This window comes from Micromonospora sp. NPDC048905 (genome assembly GCF_040649655.1).
Taxonomy (GTDB): Bacteria; Actinomycetota; Actinomycetes; order Mycobacteriales; family Micromonosporaceae; genus Micromonospora.
Window position 1 is genome coordinate 30,645 of record NZ_JBEZFV010000009.1, and the last position, 14,798, is coordinate 45,442.

Genomic DNA, 14,798 nt, shown 5'->3' on the forward strand with positions numbered 1-14,798 from the left:
CGCCTGGTCGCCGACCCATGGTGGACCCGATCAAGATCGGGACCAGGGAGGCCGTCGCTCCACGACGATTCGTGAAGAGGGCGCGCGAGGTCGACCGCACGAGGCGGTCGCCAGTTGGCCAGTGTACGCCCCTCACCCGTCCACCCGCCCCGGGGTGCGCGGGGTGGGCCGCTCAGCTCCATCGCGGAAGTTGCCGGGAAGATCGCACTGGTTCGCGAAAATAGTGCCCTCCGCGTCGCAGGAGGCCACTATTTCCTGGTTGTTGTCCCAACCCGGCGGCGCCGTGTCCCCCCACGGAACTGCTGGACCCGAAGGCGCGAGGCCGGCCGGGTCAGCCGGCCGCGAGTGCGGCGGCGAGGAAGAGCACGAGGCCGACGGTCAGGTAGGCGGTGGGTGGGCGCAACCAGCCCCGACCACCGTCGGCGAGCGCCAGACCGCCGGTTCGCAGCCCGTAGAGCCCGGTCGCGAAGATCGGCAGCCCGGCAACCAGGGCGATACCCACCACCACGTTCCCGGCGTCCACCGGATCGCCGGTCACGCCCGCCAGCAGCACCCGCAGCGCGGGGATCTCGAAGATCAACACCAGCAGAGCGAAGAGTACGGCCAGCACCGGCCGTCGGGTCCGGTAGACGCCGTCGGCCACCGGGGCGTAGGTCGGCGGCTCCGCGGCGGGCAGGTCGGGCCGGGGGCCGATCCCCGGCATCGGACCGGTCGGCATCTCCAGGGGGTGCGGCGTGTCGCCGGCCCGGGTCGGCTCGACGATCGGGTAGCCACCGAGCGGGGCGGGACGAGCCTGCTCGGCGAACACACCGCCCGGCGGGACGGCCGCCGACGGAGTGTCGCGGGCGGCCTCCGGAGCGGGACCACTCAGCGGGGGGCCACTCAGCGGGGGGCCGGTCAGCGGGGGCGTCGCGGCGGTGGCCTCCCGGGCCGCCCGACGACCGGGCAGCTCACCGGAGATCTCCGAGGGGTCCCGATCCGCCCGCCGCGAGCGGGTGGCCCGATAACCGTCCACCTCCGGTCGTGCGGCGCCCGGGTCGACCGCACCGAAACGCCCCGAATCTGCCTCACTCACCCCGAACCGACCGGCCTGACCGTCCAGGGCGCCGAAGCGACCCGAGTCCGACTCGGGCGTACCGAAGCGGGGTGCGTCCACCGCACTCAGTCGACCCGAGTCCGACTCCGGCGTACCGAAGCGGGATGCGTCGACGGCACCGAAACGTCCCGAGTCCGACTCCGGCGTACCGAGGCGGCCCCCGTCCACCGCACTCAGCCGACCTGAGTCGGACTCAGGCGTACCGAAGCGGCTGGCGTCGACGGCGCCGAAGCGTCCCGAGTCCGGCTCGCGGCGCCGGCGGACGCCGGTGTCCTCGACGGAGCGGCTGTCTTCCGCACCACGCTGCTCGGGGATCTCGCCGTCCCGGTACCGCGATTCGCCCGCGCCGCGCCACTCCGACTCGCCGTAACCGCGACCCCGCTCGTCGGGGTACCAGCGCGACTCCTGATCTTCCGGAAAACTCCGTCGTCCGTCCACGTCAGGCACCGTATGCGACCGGCCACGCCCGCGCCATCTCAGCCCGGTCGGCCACGCGCCACCGGTCCCCGCAGCGCAGGCAGCCGCGCTGCCGGCATCGGTCGGGGAGGCCCAACGCCGCTAGCACACCGCGGGCATGATCGTCCGGCTGTCCACAGCGACCCCGTTGTCCACAGGTGAGCCACCGTCGGAGTAGCCGCGGTGGTACCCGGGCGGGCACGGTTCCGGCCATGACGAAGCGGAACCAGGCGGTCGGCGCGTACGGCGAGCGGTGCGCCGCCCGGCACCTGACCGAGGCGGGTCTTCGCCCCATCGCCCGAAACTGGCGCTGCCCGGCCGGGGAGATCGACATCATCGCGTGGGATGGGCCGGTGCTCGCCTTCTGCGAGGTGAAGACCCGCCGAGGCGACGACTTCGGCACCCCGGCCGAGGCGGTCGTGCCGGCCAAGGCCCGTCGCCTGCGAGGGCTCGCCGCGCGCTGGCTCTCCGAGACCGGCACGACCGCCGACGAGGTGCGTTTCGACGTGCTGTCGGTGCGGTTGCCCGACGCCGGCCCGGCACAGGTGGACCACCTCAAGGGCGCGTTCTGAGATGCGCGCCCCGAAGGATCGGTGACGCGCCGTGAGCTACGCGAAGGTGCTCTGCGTCGGGCTGGTCGGGGTCACCGGCCACCTGGTCGAGGTGGAGGCCGACCTGGCCGCCGGCCTGCCCGCCGTGGTGATCTCCGGTCTGCCGGACACCGCCCTGCACGAGGCCCGCGACCGCGTCCGCGCGGCAGTGGTCAACTCCGGCCAGCGCTGGCCCAACCGGCGGATCACCCTCAACCTGCTGCCCGCGACGCTGCCGAAATCCGGCTCGGCCTTCGATCTGGCCATCGCCGCGGCGCTCCTGGGCGGCTCGGGTGAGCTGCCGCTGCTTCCCCTGGAGGGGGTGGTGGTCCTCGGCGAACTGGGGTTGGACGGCACGGTCCGGCCGGTGCGCGGTGTGCTCCCGATGGTCGCCGCCGCGGCCCGGGCCGGCATCGCACGGGTGATCGTCCCGCTCGGCAACGCCGCCGAGGCCGCGGTCATCCCCGGAGTACGGGTGCGAGCGGTGGACTCCCTGCACCGCCTGGTCGCCTTCGTTCGGGACGGCGCCCCGCTGATCGAGCCTCCGGAGGCCACCTCGACGCCGGCCGTCGACGGGCCGGATCTCGCCGACGTCGCCGGGCAGCAGTTCGGCCGCCGCGCACTGGAGGTCGCCGCGGCCGGCGGGCATCACGTGGCGCTGCTCGGGCCGCCGGGCGCCGGCAAGACGATGCTCGCCGAGCGGCTGCCGTCGATCCTGCCCGAGTTGGACGACGACGCGGCACTGGAGGTCACCGCCCTGCATTCGGTCGCCGGGCTGCTACCGCCGGGCGGTCAACTGCTGCGGCGCCCACCGTTCCAGGCGCCGCACCACACCGCGACCGTGCCGTCGCTCGTCGGTGGCGGCTCGGGGCTGGCCCGACCCGGCGCGGTGTCGCTGGCGCACCGCGGCGTGCTGTTCCTCGACGAGGCACCCGAGTTCAGCAAGGGCGCGCTGGAGGCGCTGCGCCAACCGCTCGAAGACGGCCGCATCCGGCTCACCCGCAGCGGGGGCGGCACGGTCTATCCGGCCCGAACCCAGTTGGTGCTTGCCGCCAACCCTTGCCCGTGCGCCCAACCAGCAGGCGACGCCCGCTGTGAGTGCAGCCCGCTGGTTCGCCGCCGCTACCTGGGAAGGCTCTCCGGGCCACTGCTCGACCGGATCGACGTCCAGGTGCAGCTGATGCCGGTGCGGGCGGCCGAGCTGATGGCGACCGACGGCGGCGTCGAGCCCTCGGCGACGGTCGCCGCCCGGGTGGCGGCCGCCCGGCAGGCGGCGGCCACCCGCTGGGCCGGCCTCGGTCGGCGGCTCAACGCCGAGGTGGAAGGCCCACACCTGCGCCGACCGCCGTGGCGGCTGCCCGCCCGGGTCACCGCCGAGTTGCGGAGCCGGCTCGACTCCGGCTCGCTGTCCGCCCGCGGCTTCGACCGGGTGATCCGGATGGCGTGGACCATCGCCGACCTGGACGGTCGGGACCGACCAGACCTGAACGACGTCCGGGAGGCGCTGCAACTACGGACAGGAGAGGCGACGTGAGCGCCGATGACGACCGCAGGCTGGCCCGGGTCGCACTGACCTGGCTGGCCGAGCCGGGCACCCGCGTGGTCCACCAACTGGTCGAACGGCTCGGCCCGGTGGCGACTCTGGACCTGCTGCTCGACGGCGGCGGCCCGGACGGCCGGCTGCGTACCGCGGTGGCCGCCCGGTCGGTGGCCGGCGACGCTCGGGCGGTGGCGGCCGAGGCGCTGGACCGGGCGGACCGGCTCGGCGCCCGCCTGGTCACACCCGACGACGAGGAGTGGCCGGCACGGGTGGCCGGCCTGTCCACGCTGCGCCTGCCGGACGTCAGCCGCCGGGTGGACGGTGAGACCGCCCCACCGCTCTGCTTCTGGGTACGCGGGGCCTGGCCGCTGGGTGCGGCGCTGGACCGTTCGGTGGCGGTGGTCGGTGCGCGGGCGGCCACCGCGTACGGCCAGCACGTCGCGACCGAACTGGGATACGGGCTGGCCGAACGGGACTGGACGGTCGTCTCCGGTGGCGCGTTCGGCATCGACGCGGCCGCGCACCGGGGTGCCCTCAACTCGGGCGGCCTGACCGTCGCGGTGCTCGCCTGTGGGGTGGACCGGCCATACCCGATGGGCAACACCGCGCTCTTCGACCGGATCGCCGACACCGGGCTGCTGGTCAGCGAGTGGCCACCCGGCGCGGAGCCGCTGCGGCCCCGGTTTCTGATCCGCAACCGGGTCATCGCCGGGGCCACTCTCGGCACCGTCGTGGTGGAGGCGTCGGCGCGCAGCGGCGCGACGCAGACCGCCCGGCGGGCCATCTACACCAATCGGGTCGCCATGGTGGTGCCTGGCCCGGTGACCTCGGCGATGTCCGTCGGCGCGCACGAGCTCCTGCGCGAGTACCCCGACAAGGCTCGGTTGGTCACCGGGGTGGCGCACGTGCTCGAGGAGGTGGGGCGGATCGGGGCCGACCTGGCGCCGGTGGCGCGCGGACCGCAGCGGCCCACCGACGCGCTCGACGACGAAGCGCGGTCACTGCTGGAGGCGCTGCCCCGCCGCGGCGCGATGGGCGTGGACCGGCTCGCGGCCCGCGCCGGTGTCGACGTACGGACCGCGTTGCGCAAGCTGTCCTTGCTCGAGGAGTTGTCCATGGTGGTTCGTCGAGACGACGGCTACGCCCTCGCCCCCCAACCCTCCGTCAAGAAGGGGGAGACTCGGACCTGAGATGGACGAGCACGTCGCGCTCCCAGGCCGCCAGCTCCGCGGCGAAGGCTCTACTACCGGCGTCGGTTTCGTCGAGGTACGGCCTGAGCGCGCGGGCCGCGGTGACCAGCCCGGCAGCCAGGACCAGCCGGCGCATCTCTTCGGGACCCAACAAACGCCACTGCGGCGCGACCCGAATCGCCTCCGCCGTCCGCATCGGCAGCGCGGCGTTGAACGCGGTGATCGCATGCCGGGGGTCCAGCAGCGCGACCTCTCGGGTCGAGACGCTGTGGGTGAGAGCGAAAGCGGTCAGGAGCAGCCGTCGGACGGCCGCCTCCCGGGCGTCGATGCCATCGGCACGTTGCGTCCGATCGAGCAGCACGTCGTAGGCGGCGGAGTAGGCCGGCCACTCGGCCGGCGCAACCTCGGCGCCCTCCCGATGGAGGCGCCAGGTGAACAGTTGCAGGACGCCCAGCCATTCGTTGCCCGTCCACTGGACGTCGTGGTGCTCGGATGAGCGGAGCCAGGTGACGAGGCTCAACCGGTCGAGCCTTGTCACCCGCTTCCAGTCAGCGGTCACCGGATCAGCACACCGAGGGCGTCGGTTGTGTTCATCGATCTCCAAATCGAGCAGCCGCGGCGGGTGTTGCCGATGATGACCGCCTCGTCGCCGACGAACCTTGGCACCACCACGACGAGGGTGGCCATCGGTCGATACCGCGCAGGTGACCCTACCGGCGGATCGCGGGGGCACGCACCACCCGCCTCAGCGTCGCGTTGCCCAGCTTCGCAGCGAGTCACGGTAACCAGCGAAACGTGGCCAGTCCGACGAACACCGGCACCGTGGCGGCCGGTGACCCTCGTCGCTCGGCCGTAGGCTGGTGCCGTGCTAGCTGCCGGTAAAGGTGCCTGGGCCGCTGGACCGGTCCGCAAACCGGCGCGGCCACGATGAGTCGGCCCGATCGAGGCACCCGGGCCATGCACCAGGCGCTGCCGCCCGAGCTGCGCGACGCCGTCGACGACTTCGCCGCGCACCTGTCCCGGGTGCGTAACCGGTCGGCGCACACCGTCCGCGCGTACGTCACGGATCTCGTCTCGTTGCTCGACCACGCCGTACGGATGGGTTGCGTCGACCTCGCCGACCTGGACCTGTCGGTGCTGCGCAGTTGGTTGGCGCGGCAACGCACCACCGGGGCGGCCCGCACGTCGTTGGCCCGGCGGGCAGCGTCGGCGCGGGCCTTCAGCGCCTGGGCGCACCGGGCCGGGCTGCTCCCCGCCGACGTGGGGGCCGCGCTGGCCAGCCCTCGGGCGCACCGGGAATTGCCAACCGTCCTGCGCGCCGACCAGGCCGCCGCCCTGGTCGAGGCACCGGCCCGGCCGGCCCCGCGCACGCCCGCGCCTCGATCGGCCGAGGCACCGGCCGAGCAGGCCCCGTTCGCAACCGCGCCGCCATCGGAAGCGGCGAAGGACACCGCGACGGAGGCGGTGCCGTTGCGGGACCGGGTGTTGCTGGAGCTGCTCTACGCGACCGGGGTACGGGTCAGCGAGGCGTGCGGGTTGGACGTCGGCGACGTCGACCACAGCCGGCGGGTGATCCGGGTGCTCGGCAAGGGTGGGCGGGAGCGCGCGGTGCCGTACGGGGTGCCCGCGCAGCGAGCGTTGGACGACTGGTTGCGCCGGGGCCGCCCGGCGTTGGTGGGCGCCCGCTCCGGAGACGCGTTGCTGTTGGGTGCCAAGGGCGGTCGGCTCAACCCGACTACGGCGCGTCAGATCGTCGGCGCGTACGCCGAGGCCGTTGGCCTGCCCCGGACGAGCCCGCACGGTCTGCGCCACTCGGCGGCCACCCACCTGTTGGAGGGCGGTGCGGACCTGCGGGCCGTCCAGGAGCTGCTGGGCCACTCGTCGCTGGCGAGCACGCAGATCTACACGCACGTGTCGGTGGAGCGGTTGCGTGCCGCCTACCGTCAGGCCCACCCGCGCGCCTGATGTCGAGCGGAAACGCGCCGCCCACCGGCAGGCCCACCCGCTCGCCCGATCAAGCACCGGAGGCGAACGAGCCCGACGGTTACGATCATCAGGTGAGCGTCCCGCAGCCCCCTGAGCCGATCCCGGGCGCCCGTCTGCTCTTCTCCCTGGACCCGGCGGTCAGCCATCTCAACCACGGCTCGTTCGGCGCGGTCCCGATCGCGGTGCAGCGAGCCCAGCAGCGGCTGCGCGACGAGATGGAGGCCAACCCGCTGCGCTTCTTCACCCAGGGCCTGGTCGACCGGATCGCGCACACCCGCCGGCACCTCGCCGGTTTCCTCGGCGCCGACCCCGACGGCAGCGCCCTGGTGGGCAATACCACCACAGGTGTCGCCGTGGTCCTCCAGTCGCTGGGCCTGCAACCCGGCGACGAGGTGCTCAGCACCGACCACGGGTACGGGGCGGTGAGCCTGGCCATCCAGCGCGAGTGTCGCCGCACGGGGGCGGTCAGCCGCGTCCTGCCCATCCCGCTGGACGCCACCGACGAACAGATCGTGCAGATCGTCCGCGCCGGGCTGCGCCCGGGGCGGACCCGGCTGCTCGTCGTCGACCAGGTCACCTCGGCCACCGCGAAGCTCTTCCCGGCCGCCGCCATCGTCGGGGCGTCCCACGAGCAGGGCGTGCCCGTCCTGGTGGACGCGGCACACGCCCCCGGAATGCTGGCCACCCCGGTGAGCGGCATCGGTGCCGATTTCTGGGCCGGCAACCTGCACAAATGGGCGTACGCCCCGCGCGGGACCGCCCTGCTGACGGTGGCACCGCGGTGGCGGGACCGGATCGAACCGCTTGTGGTCTCCTGGGAGCAGGAGTCGGGTTTCCCGGCCCGGATCGAGTGGCAGGCGACGCTCGACTACACGTCCTGGCTGGCCGCCCCGGCGGGGCTGTTCACGTTGCGAAGTCTCGGCCTGGACCGGGTGCGGGCGCACAACGCCGCGCTCGCCGCGTACGGCCAGCGGGTGGTGGGGGACTCGCTCGGGGTGGCACCCGCCGACCTGCCCGACCCCGGCGGGCCGGGGGTGTCGCTGCGTCTCATCCCGCTGCCGCCCGGCACGGGCACCACGATCGACGCGGCGCGGGCGTTGCAGGCGCGGATCGGCGAGCGGCTCGCCACCGAGGTGGCGGTGATGAGCTGGAACGGCCGTGGGTGGCTGCGGCTCACCGGTCAGGTCTACAACACCGCCGACGAGTACGAGCGGCTGGCCGTGCGCCTGCCGGCGCTGCTCGCCCAGCGCTGACCTCACCGCCGCCGGCTCCCCCGACCGGGAGTAGGCGCACCGGGCCGAGGCCGAGCAGGGCAAGCGGATCGAGATACTCCTCGTCCCGGCGGAGTCCCCAGTGCAGGCACGCCTCGGCCGGGCAACCCGGATGACCGGGCAGCAGCCCGCCCAGCGGTGTGCCGGCGGTGACCGGCTGGCCGGGTCGTACGGCCGGTTGGACCGGCTCGTGGGTGGTCCGCAGGCCACCGGCGTGGCCCACGGTGACCACCGGCCGGCCGGCCACCAGGCCGGCGAAGAGCACCGTGCCCGGCCCCGGGCTGCGGATCACCGCTCCGGCCGGGGCGGCCAGGTCGACGCCGCGGTGGCCCGGCAGCCATGGTCGCGGCGGCGGGTCGAACCGGCGCACCGGACGAGGCGGCCCGTCGACCGGCCAGCGAAACCGCCCGGCCGGTGCCGGGTCGGCCGGCGGTGGGTCGGCGAGCGGGACGGTCCGGGCGGCGACCGGCACGGTCGACGTCGGTGGTTGGCCGGGCACCGCCACGACCAGCACCGCCAGCCCGCCGAGCTGGACGGTCAGTGCGAGCGGAAGCGCGACGCAGGACAGCAGCGTGCGGCGGATCGAATGACCGGATCGTGGTCGCATGACGGCAGCCTCGGCCGAGGCTGGCTCGTCCGCCAGCCCGGCCGACGGGGCTGTGGACAACCGGGGTGGCTGTGGACGACCACCCAACAGCTTCGGTGATCTGTTATGCGGACGCCGTCCACGGCCCAACCGGCCGACCGCACTCCGCCTCGGCTTGACCGCCCTTGTGAAACAGGCCCTAGGCTGGACCGAGTACGGCGGGTGCCGCCGTGTGGACCGGGGAGGCCCAGGTATGACCACTGTCGATGACCGGACGCCGACGGTGGCCGACGTGAGCGGCCCGTCCCGGCTCGCGGGGCCGGACGAGGCGATCAGCGCCGAGGAGTTGCAGCTCGCCGCCCGCAACCACGGCATCCCGTTGGAGGCGCTGCGTTACGACGTCACCCCGGCCGGGCTGCACTACCTGCTCATCCACTACGACATCCCGGAGCTGGACGCGGCGTCGCACACGCTGACCGTCGGCGGCGCGGTGGACCGGCCGCTGACGGTCACGCTCGCCGAGCTACGCGAGCGACCGCGGGTCACGCACCAGGTGACGCTGGAGTGCGCCGGAAACGGCCGAGCCCTGCTGCACCCTCGGCCGGTCAGCCAGCCGTGGCTGGTCGAGGCGGTCGGCAACGCCGAGTGGACCGGCACCCCCCTTGCTCCGCTGCTGCGGGAGGCGGGCCTCGACCCGGCCGCGGTGGACGTGGTCTTCACCGGCGCGGACCACGGCGTCGAGCGCGGGATCGAGCAGGACTACCAGCGGGCGCTTCCGGTCGCCGACGCGCTGCGCGAGGAGGTGCTGCTGGCGTACGAGATGAACGGCGCTCCCCTGCTGCCGCAGCACGGTGCGCCGCTGCGGCTGATCGTGCCGGGCTGGTACGGCATGGCGCACGTGAAGTGGGTCCACTCCGTCGACGTCCGGACCGAGCCGTTTGAGGGTTATCAGAACGCGGTCGCCTACCGGGTGCGCACCGACGCCGACGACCCGGGCGTGCCGGTAACCCGGATCGAGCCCCGTGCGCTGGTCCGGCCGCCCGGCTTTCCGGACTTCATGTCCCGTCGCCGGGTCGTGCGGGCCGGCGCGTGCACGGTGGACGGTCGGGCCTGGTCGGGGCACGCGCCGGTGGTCGCCGTGGAGGTCACCACCGACGGTGGGCAGAGCTGGGCTCCGGCCGAGCTGGACCCGGCCGGCGGGGGCGACTTCGCCTGGCGGCGTTGGCGGTACGAGTGGACCGCCACCCCGGGCCGGTACGTGCTCGGCGCGCGGGCAACCGACGCGTCCGGGCGGACCCAGCCGGTCGAGCAGCCGTGGAACCGTGGCGGCTTCGCCAACAACCTGGTGCAGCGGGTCGAGGTCGTGGTGCCGGCCGAGTGACCGGCGGGTGCCACGTCACGGGTGGGGGACCCGCGGTGCGGCCGAGCGGTGCGGTTGCGGTCAGCCGCCGAAGCCGGAGTCGGCGGGCAACGAGATGTCGGGCTTCTCCAGCTCTTCGACGTTGACGTCCTTGAAGGTCATCACTCGGACGTTCTTCACGAAACGGGCCGGACGGTACATGTCCCACACCCAGGCGTCGTGCATCTCGACCTCGAAGTAGACCTCGCCGTCGGAGTTGCGCACGTGCAGGTCGACCTGGTTGGCCAGGTAGAACCGACGCTCCGTCTCCACCACGTACGAGAACTGGCGGACAATGTCGCGGTACTCCCGGTAGAGCTGCAGCTCCATCTCGGTCTCGTACTTCTCGAGATCTTCCGCGCTCATCGCACTCCGCCTTCCATGGCCACATCTTCCCCCACCGGCGTCGGAGGCCGAGGCTGCTCGCCCAACGCCACGCCGACGGTACCCCCTGACGCCCCGGAGCGCTCCATCGGCTCGTCCCGGCCGGGACCGCCGGGACGTCTGGCGCGCGGCGGCCGTCCGTCGCGGCCGGAGACCGTAGCGACATTGACGTACGAGAACCGGTGCTCCCGGCACGGTCCGTGCTCGCGCAGCGCCGCCGAGTGCTCCGGGGTGATGTAACCCTTGTGCTCGGCGAAGCCGTACGCCGGGAACACCCCGTCCAACTCCACCATCAACCGGTCCCGAGTGACCTTGGCGAGGACGCTCGCCGCCGCGACGCACGCCGCCACCCGGTCACCCTTCCACACCGCGAGCCCCGGCACCCCCAGGCCGTCCACGCCGAAGCCGTCGGTCAGCACGTACTCCGGCCGGGTGGTGAGCGAGGCGAGCGCCCGGCGCATCGCGGCGAGGTTGCACACGTGCAGGCCCCGGGCGTCGACCTCCTCGGCCGGGATGACCACCACGGCGTACGCGAGGGCGCGGTCCACCACCTCCGCGTACACCCGTTCCCGGCTGGCCGGGGTGAGCAGCTTCGAGTCGGCCAGCCCCTCGATCTCGCCGCGCCGACCTTCGGGCAACACCGCGGCGGCGGCGACCAGCGGACCGGCGCACGCCCCCCGGCCCGCCTCGTCGGCGCCGGCGACGTGTCGGAAGCCGCGGCGTTGCAGCGCCCGTTCCAGGGCGTACAGGCCGGCCTCACGGCGCACCACGGTGCGCGGCGGGGTCAGCACGGCGCCTCGCCCTGGCCTGCGGTGGTCGACATCCCCAGCCGGGTCAGCAGGGCGGGCAACTCCGGTGGGTAGAACCGGTCGCCGCTGGCCACCAACTCGGTGGGAAGCCACCAGCGGTGGTCGGCGATGCTGCGCCGCTCGATGTCGTTGAAGCCCGTGGTGTCCACCCGCCAGGATTCCACCCGGACGAGGAAGAAATCCTGCTCCTGGCGGTACCAGACACCGTCGAAGGAGAACTCGGTCGCGTCGGACCAGACCGGCTCGCCCAACTCGACCGGGTCGAGTCGTAGGCCGGTCTCCTCGGCCAACTCCCGGGCGGCGCCCACTGCCGGCGCCTCCCCCGGGTCGAGCCCACCGCCGGGGGTGAACCAGTAGCGGTGCCCTGGTCGGGCCGGGTCGAAGCCCTCGAAGAGCAGGACCCGGTCGGCCGCGTCGACGAGCAGCACGCGGGCCGCGCGTCGAGGGGTGTAGACGGTCACCGCACCAGCCTGCCAGACCGACGGCGGATCGCCCACGCCCTGTCGGCCTACGGCTTGGGAATGCCGTCGAACCCGTCGGGCACCGTCAGCCAGGTGGCCCGGTTGACCGGCCAGAAGACGGTGAACGCCCGCCCGACCACGTCGTCCTCGGCGATGGTGGCCTCGGTGATGTTCTGCCCGGACTGCTGCCAGTGCTCCAGCGAGTCACCGGAGGCCGAGCGGTGGTCACCCATGACCCACAGCCGACCCTTCGGCACGGTGATGTCGAACTCCTGGTCGGCCGGCTTGTCGCGGACCCCGTCCATCGAGAAGATGTACGGCTCGTCCAACGACCTGCCGTTGATCATCAGCCGTTCCTGCGGGTCGCAGCAGACCACGTGGTCACCGGGAACGCCGATCACCCGCTTGATGAAGTCCTCGCCCTTGGGGTTGCCGCTCCACTCGATCGGAGCCTTGAAAACGATCACCTCACCGCGGTGCGGTGATCGGAAGTCGTAGACCAGCTTGTTGACCAGCACCCGGTCGTCGATCTTGAGAGTGTTCTCCATGGACGGGGAGGGGATGAAGAAGGTCTGCAGCACGAAGGCGCGGACCAGCACCGCGACCAGGATCGCCACACCCAGCAGGATCGGCAGCTCCTTCCAGAAGGAGCTGCGCGGCTTGTCGGTCTGCTCGTCAATCACGCCAAGGAGCCTACGTTGCCGAACTGGACGTCATCGACCGGAACGCGCGGGAACCGCGGAGAGCGGCCGCCAACGGGAGGATGAGCACCACACCGCCCTGCGGGGTCGGTCGCGCCGGGGGCACGCCCGAGGATGCCACGCTCGGCCCGGACACGTCGTCGAACGTCGGCGGCACCGGCAGCGAGTGCCACCGCGACGAGGGCCAGACCACCATGAAGGCCCGGCCGATCACGTTGTCGATCGGCACCGGGCCCTGGCAACGCGCGTCCTGGGAGACCTCCCGGTGGTCGCCCATCACGAAGATCTGACCTGGCGGTACGACGACCTCGTCGAAGCGCCGGGAGCGGCACTCCGAGGGGTTCGGCGGCAGGTCCAGCGGGGAGTCCCGCAGGACGTACGGCTCGTCGAGGGGCGTGCCGTTGACTGTCACCCGCCCCTGACTGTCGCAGCACCTGACCCGGTCGCCGGGGAGACCGATCACCCGCTTGATGAAGTCCTTCTCACCGGGACGGCTCACCCCGATCAGGTCGCCGACGGTCCGGGTCACCTTGCCGACGAAGCCCGGCTTCGGCTGCTCGTCGACCTGTGGCGCCCACCGGTCGGTCCCCCGGAAGACCACCACCTCGCCGCGGACCGGGTCACGGACGTCGTAGACGACCTTGTTGACCAGCACCCGATCATCGACGAGAAGCGTGTCCTCCATCGAGCCGGACGGGATGTAGAACGCCTGGAGCAGGAAGGTGCGGATCAGCACCGCGAGGCAGAACGCCACCACCAGCAGCAGCGGAAGCTCCTGCCAGAGCGGCATCTGCCGGCGGGTGCGGCGAGCCCGTCGGCGCCACGGATCGACGGTGCCGTCCTCATCAAGCGTCTGCACCACGCCACTCCCCGGTCCGCAGAAACACCACCGCCCGGGAGCCTCGTCGAGGCTCCACGGGCGGCAGTGGACGGCTACCCGCCCACGTGGGCGGGTCCGCCGCCGTGCTGCGCCCGTGACGACCAGGGTAGTGCGGTCTGGTCGTTACGGCATACGCGCAGCTCGGACGGCGTGGCGAGCGGGAAGTCAGCTGGGCTGCTTCTCCCGCTTCTCCTTGATCTTGGCCTTCTTGCCGCGCAGCTCGCGCAGGTAGTACAGCTTGGCGCGACGCACGTCACCGCGGGTCACGACCTCGATCCGGTCGATGCCCGGGCCGTTGAGCGGGTAGGTCCGCTCGACACCGACACCGAAGCTGACCTTGCGGACCGAGAAGGTCTCGCGCAGACCGTCACCCTGGCGGCGGATCACGACGCCCTGGAAGATCTGGACACGGGAGCGGTTGCCCTCGACGACGCGGGCGTGCACCTTGACGGTGTCACCGGCCCGGAAGTCGGGAAGGTCGGTCCGCTTCGACTGGGCGTCAAGGGCGTCCAGGATGTTCATCGCTGCGTCCTCGTAAGGCTCACGGCGCACCGTCACTCGGTGCGCGGGTGGGTGATTCTGATCCCCGGGTGGTGGTCGGCGGGCCGACCCCGGTCGGTGATCCTCGCAGCCGCCCGCGGGAGCGGACGGATGCGGCAACCCCCCTACTTTGCCACATCCCCCGGTGGCGACTGAAATCCGGCCCGGTCCAGGGCCGCGATGTCCCGTTTGTCGAGCCGGTCGGCGGGCAGCGCGGCGATCAGGTCCGGCCGCCGGGCGGCGGTCCGCAGCAGACCCTCCTCGCGCCGCCAGCGGGCGATCTTGCCGTGGTCACCGGAGCGGAGCACCTCCGGGACGTCGTGCCCGCGCCAACTCGGCGGCTTGGTGTAGATCGGGGCCTCCAGCAGCCCGTGCGCGTGCGACTCCTCGTCCAGCGAGCCCGCGTTGCCCAGCACCCCCGGGAGCAGCCGCGTCACCGCCTCCAGCATCACCAGGACCGCGACCTCGCCGCCGAAGAGCACGTAGTCACCGAGCGACACCTCGGTGACCGGCATCCGGGTGGCGGCGTGCGCCAACACCCGCTGGTCGATGCCCTCGTACCGGCCACAGGCGAAGAGCAGATGCGACTCCGCCGCCAGCTCGTGAGCCATGGCCTGCGTGAACGGGGCACCGGCCGGGGACGGCACCAGCAGCCGTGGCGGTGGGGCGTCGACCGGCGCGAGGGCGTCCAGCGCCTCACCCCACGGCTCCGGGCGCATCACCATTCCCGGCCCGCCACCGTAGGGGGTGTCGTCGACCGTGCGGTGCACGTCGTGGGTCCAGGTCCGCAGATCGTGCACGGCAAGCTGGAGTACGCCGTTGGCCCGCGCCCGCCCGATCAGCGACAGATCGAGCGGGGCGAAGTACTCCGGAAAGATCGACACGACGTCGACGCGCATGGGGGTGTTC

17 protein-coding genes are annotated in these 14,798 nt (G+C 73.0%); 6 read left to right on the forward strand and 11 right to left on the reverse strand.

What is annotated here, in order from left to right:
• Nucleotides 1–331: 331 nt before the first annotated feature.
• On the reverse strand, nucleotides 332–1,543 hold the full coding sequence (locus AB0C01_RS23405; protein WP_357572113.1) for a hypothetical protein: 1,212 nt from the start codon (nucleotides 1,541–1,543) through the stop codon (nucleotides 332–334).
• A gap of 221 nt (nucleotides 1,544–1,764) precedes the next feature.
• Between AB0C01_RS23405 and AB0C01_RS23410 the strand changes: the two genes are divergently transcribed.
• From AB0C01_RS23410 to dprA, 3 genes are read left to right on the forward strand one after another with little or no spacing between them, the layout of a single operon-like run.
• A complete protein-coding gene (locus AB0C01_RS23410) occupies nucleotides 1,765–2,124 on the forward strand; it encodes a YraN family protein (RefSeq protein ID WP_357572114.1) in 360 nt (119 codons plus the stop codon).
• 31 nt (nucleotides 2,125–2,155) lie between these two features.
• Complete coding sequence (locus AB0C01_RS23415) at nucleotides 2,156–3,676, forward strand: YifB family Mg chelatase-like AAA ATPase (RefSeq protein ID WP_357572115.1); 1,521 nt, start codon at nucleotides 2,156–2,158, stop codon at nucleotides 3,674–3,676.
• Complete coding sequence (dprA, locus tag AB0C01_RS23420) at nucleotides 3,673–4,872, forward strand: DNA-processing protein DprA (protein WP_357572116.1); 1,200 nt, start codon at nucleotides 3,673–3,675, stop codon at nucleotides 4,870–4,872. Before AB0C01_RS23415 ends, dprA begins: the two co-directional genes overlap by 4 nt.
• Here the strand turns inward: dprA and AB0C01_RS23425 are convergent.
• Nucleotides 4,847–5,431, reverse strand: a complete 585-nt coding sequence (locus AB0C01_RS23425; RefSeq protein WP_357572117.1) for a hypothetical protein — start codon at nucleotides 5,429–5,431, stop codon at nucleotides 4,847–4,849. The genes dprA and AB0C01_RS23425 overlap by 26 nt on opposite strands.
• The gene (locus AB0C01_RS23430; RefSeq protein ID WP_357572118.1) at nucleotides 5,428–5,559 is read right to left on the reverse strand and encodes a hypothetical protein; all 132 of its coding nucleotides are present in this window, start codon (nucleotides 5,557–5,559) and stop codon (nucleotides 5,428–5,430) included. Before AB0C01_RS23430 ends, AB0C01_RS23425 begins: the two co-directional genes overlap by 4 nt.
• Before the next feature lie 240 nt (nucleotides 5,560–5,799).
• Here AB0C01_RS23430 and AB0C01_RS23435 point away from each other — a divergent pair, with 240 nt between their 5' ends.
• Nucleotides 5,800–6,837: a tyrosine recombinase XerC gene (locus AB0C01_RS23435; RefSeq protein ID WP_357572119.1), complete on the forward strand. Its 1,038-nt coding sequence runs from the start codon at nucleotides 5,800–5,802 to the stop codon at nucleotides 6,835–6,837.
• Nucleotides 6,838–6,929: 92 nt separating this feature from the next.
• Nucleotides 6,930–8,111 carry an aminotransferase class V-fold PLP-dependent enzyme gene (locus tag AB0C01_RS23440; RefSeq protein WP_357572120.1) on the forward strand — a complete coding sequence of 394 codons (1,182 nt, stop codon included), beginning with the start codon at nucleotides 6,930–6,932 and terminating at the stop codon, nucleotides 8,109–8,111.
• On the opposite strand, the gene AB0C01_RS23445 is transcribed toward AB0C01_RS23440, so the two are convergent.
• Nucleotides 8,032–8,736 (reverse strand): M23 family metallopeptidase, encoded by a 705-nt coding sequence (locus AB0C01_RS23445; protein ID WP_357572121.1) that lies wholly within the window; start codon nucleotides 8,734–8,736, stop codon nucleotides 8,032–8,034. The genes AB0C01_RS23440 and AB0C01_RS23445 overlap by 80 nt on opposite strands.
• Before the next feature lie 232 nt (nucleotides 8,737–8,968).
• On the opposite strand from AB0C01_RS23445, the gene AB0C01_RS23450 reads away from it, so the two are divergent.
• Entirely contained in the window at nucleotides 8,969–10,096 is a 1,128-nt protein-coding gene (locus AB0C01_RS23450) for a sulfite oxidase (protein WP_357572122.1), read from the forward strand.
• 60 nt (nucleotides 10,097–10,156) lie between these two features.
• Here the strand turns inward: AB0C01_RS23450 and AB0C01_RS23455 are convergent, their stop codons facing one another.
• The 7 genes from AB0C01_RS23455 to trmD form a co-directional block, all read right to left on the reverse strand.
• A complete protein-coding gene (locus AB0C01_RS23455) occupies nucleotides 10,157–10,480 on the reverse strand; it encodes a DUF2469 domain-containing protein (protein ID WP_007075222.1) in 324 nt (107 codons plus the stop codon).
• The gene (locus AB0C01_RS23460) at nucleotides 10,477–11,289 is read right to left on the reverse strand and encodes a ribonuclease HII (protein WP_357250378.1); all 813 of its coding nucleotides are present in this window, start codon (nucleotides 11,287–11,289) and stop codon (nucleotides 10,477–10,479) included. The genes AB0C01_RS23455 and AB0C01_RS23460 overlap by 4 nt, the downstream gene beginning before the upstream one ends.
• Complete coding sequence (locus tag AB0C01_RS23465; RefSeq protein ID WP_357572123.1) at nucleotides 11,283–11,768, reverse strand: NUDIX domain-containing protein; 486 nt, start codon at nucleotides 11,766–11,768, stop codon at nucleotides 11,283–11,285. The genes AB0C01_RS23460 and AB0C01_RS23465 overlap by 7 nt, the downstream gene beginning before the upstream one ends.
• Nucleotides 11,769–11,815: 47 nt before the next feature.
• Nucleotides 11,816–12,451 carry a signal peptidase I gene (gene lepB / locus AB0C01_RS23470; RefSeq protein ID WP_357572124.1) on the reverse strand — a complete coding sequence of 212 codons (636 nt, stop codon included), beginning with the start codon at nucleotides 12,449–12,451 and terminating at the stop codon, nucleotides 11,816–11,818.
• A gap of 10 nt (nucleotides 12,452–12,461) precedes the next feature.
• On the reverse strand, nucleotides 12,462–13,331 hold the full coding sequence (gene lepB, locus AB0C01_RS23475) for a signal peptidase I (protein WP_357250387.1): 870 nt from the start codon (nucleotides 13,329–13,331) through the stop codon (nucleotides 12,462–12,464).
• 183 nt (nucleotides 13,332–13,514) lie between these two features.
• Complete coding sequence (gene rplS / locus AB0C01_RS23480; RefSeq protein WP_030335223.1) at nucleotides 13,515–13,871, reverse strand: 50S ribosomal protein L19; 357 nt, start codon at nucleotides 13,869–13,871, stop codon at nucleotides 13,515–13,517.
• Nucleotides 13,872–14,014: 143 nt separating this feature from the next.
• Nucleotides 14,015–14,788 (reverse strand): tRNA (guanosine(37)-N1)-methyltransferase TrmD, encoded by a 774-nt coding sequence (gene trmD, locus AB0C01_RS23485; RefSeq protein ID WP_357250391.1) that lies wholly within the window; start codon nucleotides 14,786–14,788, stop codon nucleotides 14,015–14,017.
• Nucleotides 14,789–14,798: the final 10 nt, after the last annotated feature.

Coding starts and splice junctions, on each gene's coding strand:
- AB0C01_RS23430 (WP_357572118.1), bottom strand. CDS start 5,559: ATGGCCACCCTCGTCGTGGTGGTGCCAAGGTTCGTCGGCGACGAGGCG.
- AB0C01_RS23435 (WP_357572119.1), top strand. CDS start 5,800: ATGAGTCGGCCCGATCGAGGCACCCGGGCCATGCACCAGGCGCTGCCG.
- AB0C01_RS23410 (WP_357572114.1), top strand. CDS start 1,765: ATGACGAAGCGGAACCAGGCGGTCGGCGCGTACGGCGAGCGGTGCGCC.
- AB0C01_RS23450 (WP_357572122.1), top strand. CDS start 8,969: ATGACCACTGTCGATGACCGGACGCCGACGGTGGCCGACGTGAGCGGC.
- trmD (WP_357250391.1), bottom strand. CDS start 14,788: ATGCGCGTCGACGTCGTGTCGATCTTTCCGGAGTACTTCGCCCCGCTC.
- AB0C01_RS23445 (WP_357572121.1), bottom strand. CDS start 8,736: ATGCGACCACGATCCGGTCATTCGATCCGCCGCACGCTGCTGTCCTGC.
- AB0C01_RS23455 (WP_007075222.1), bottom strand. CDS start 10,480: ATGAGCGCGGAAGATCTCGAGAAGTACGAGACCGAGATGGAGCTGCAG.
- rplS (WP_030335223.1), bottom strand. CDS start 13,871: ATGAACATCCTGGACGCCCTTGACGCCCAGTCGAAGCGGACCGACCTT.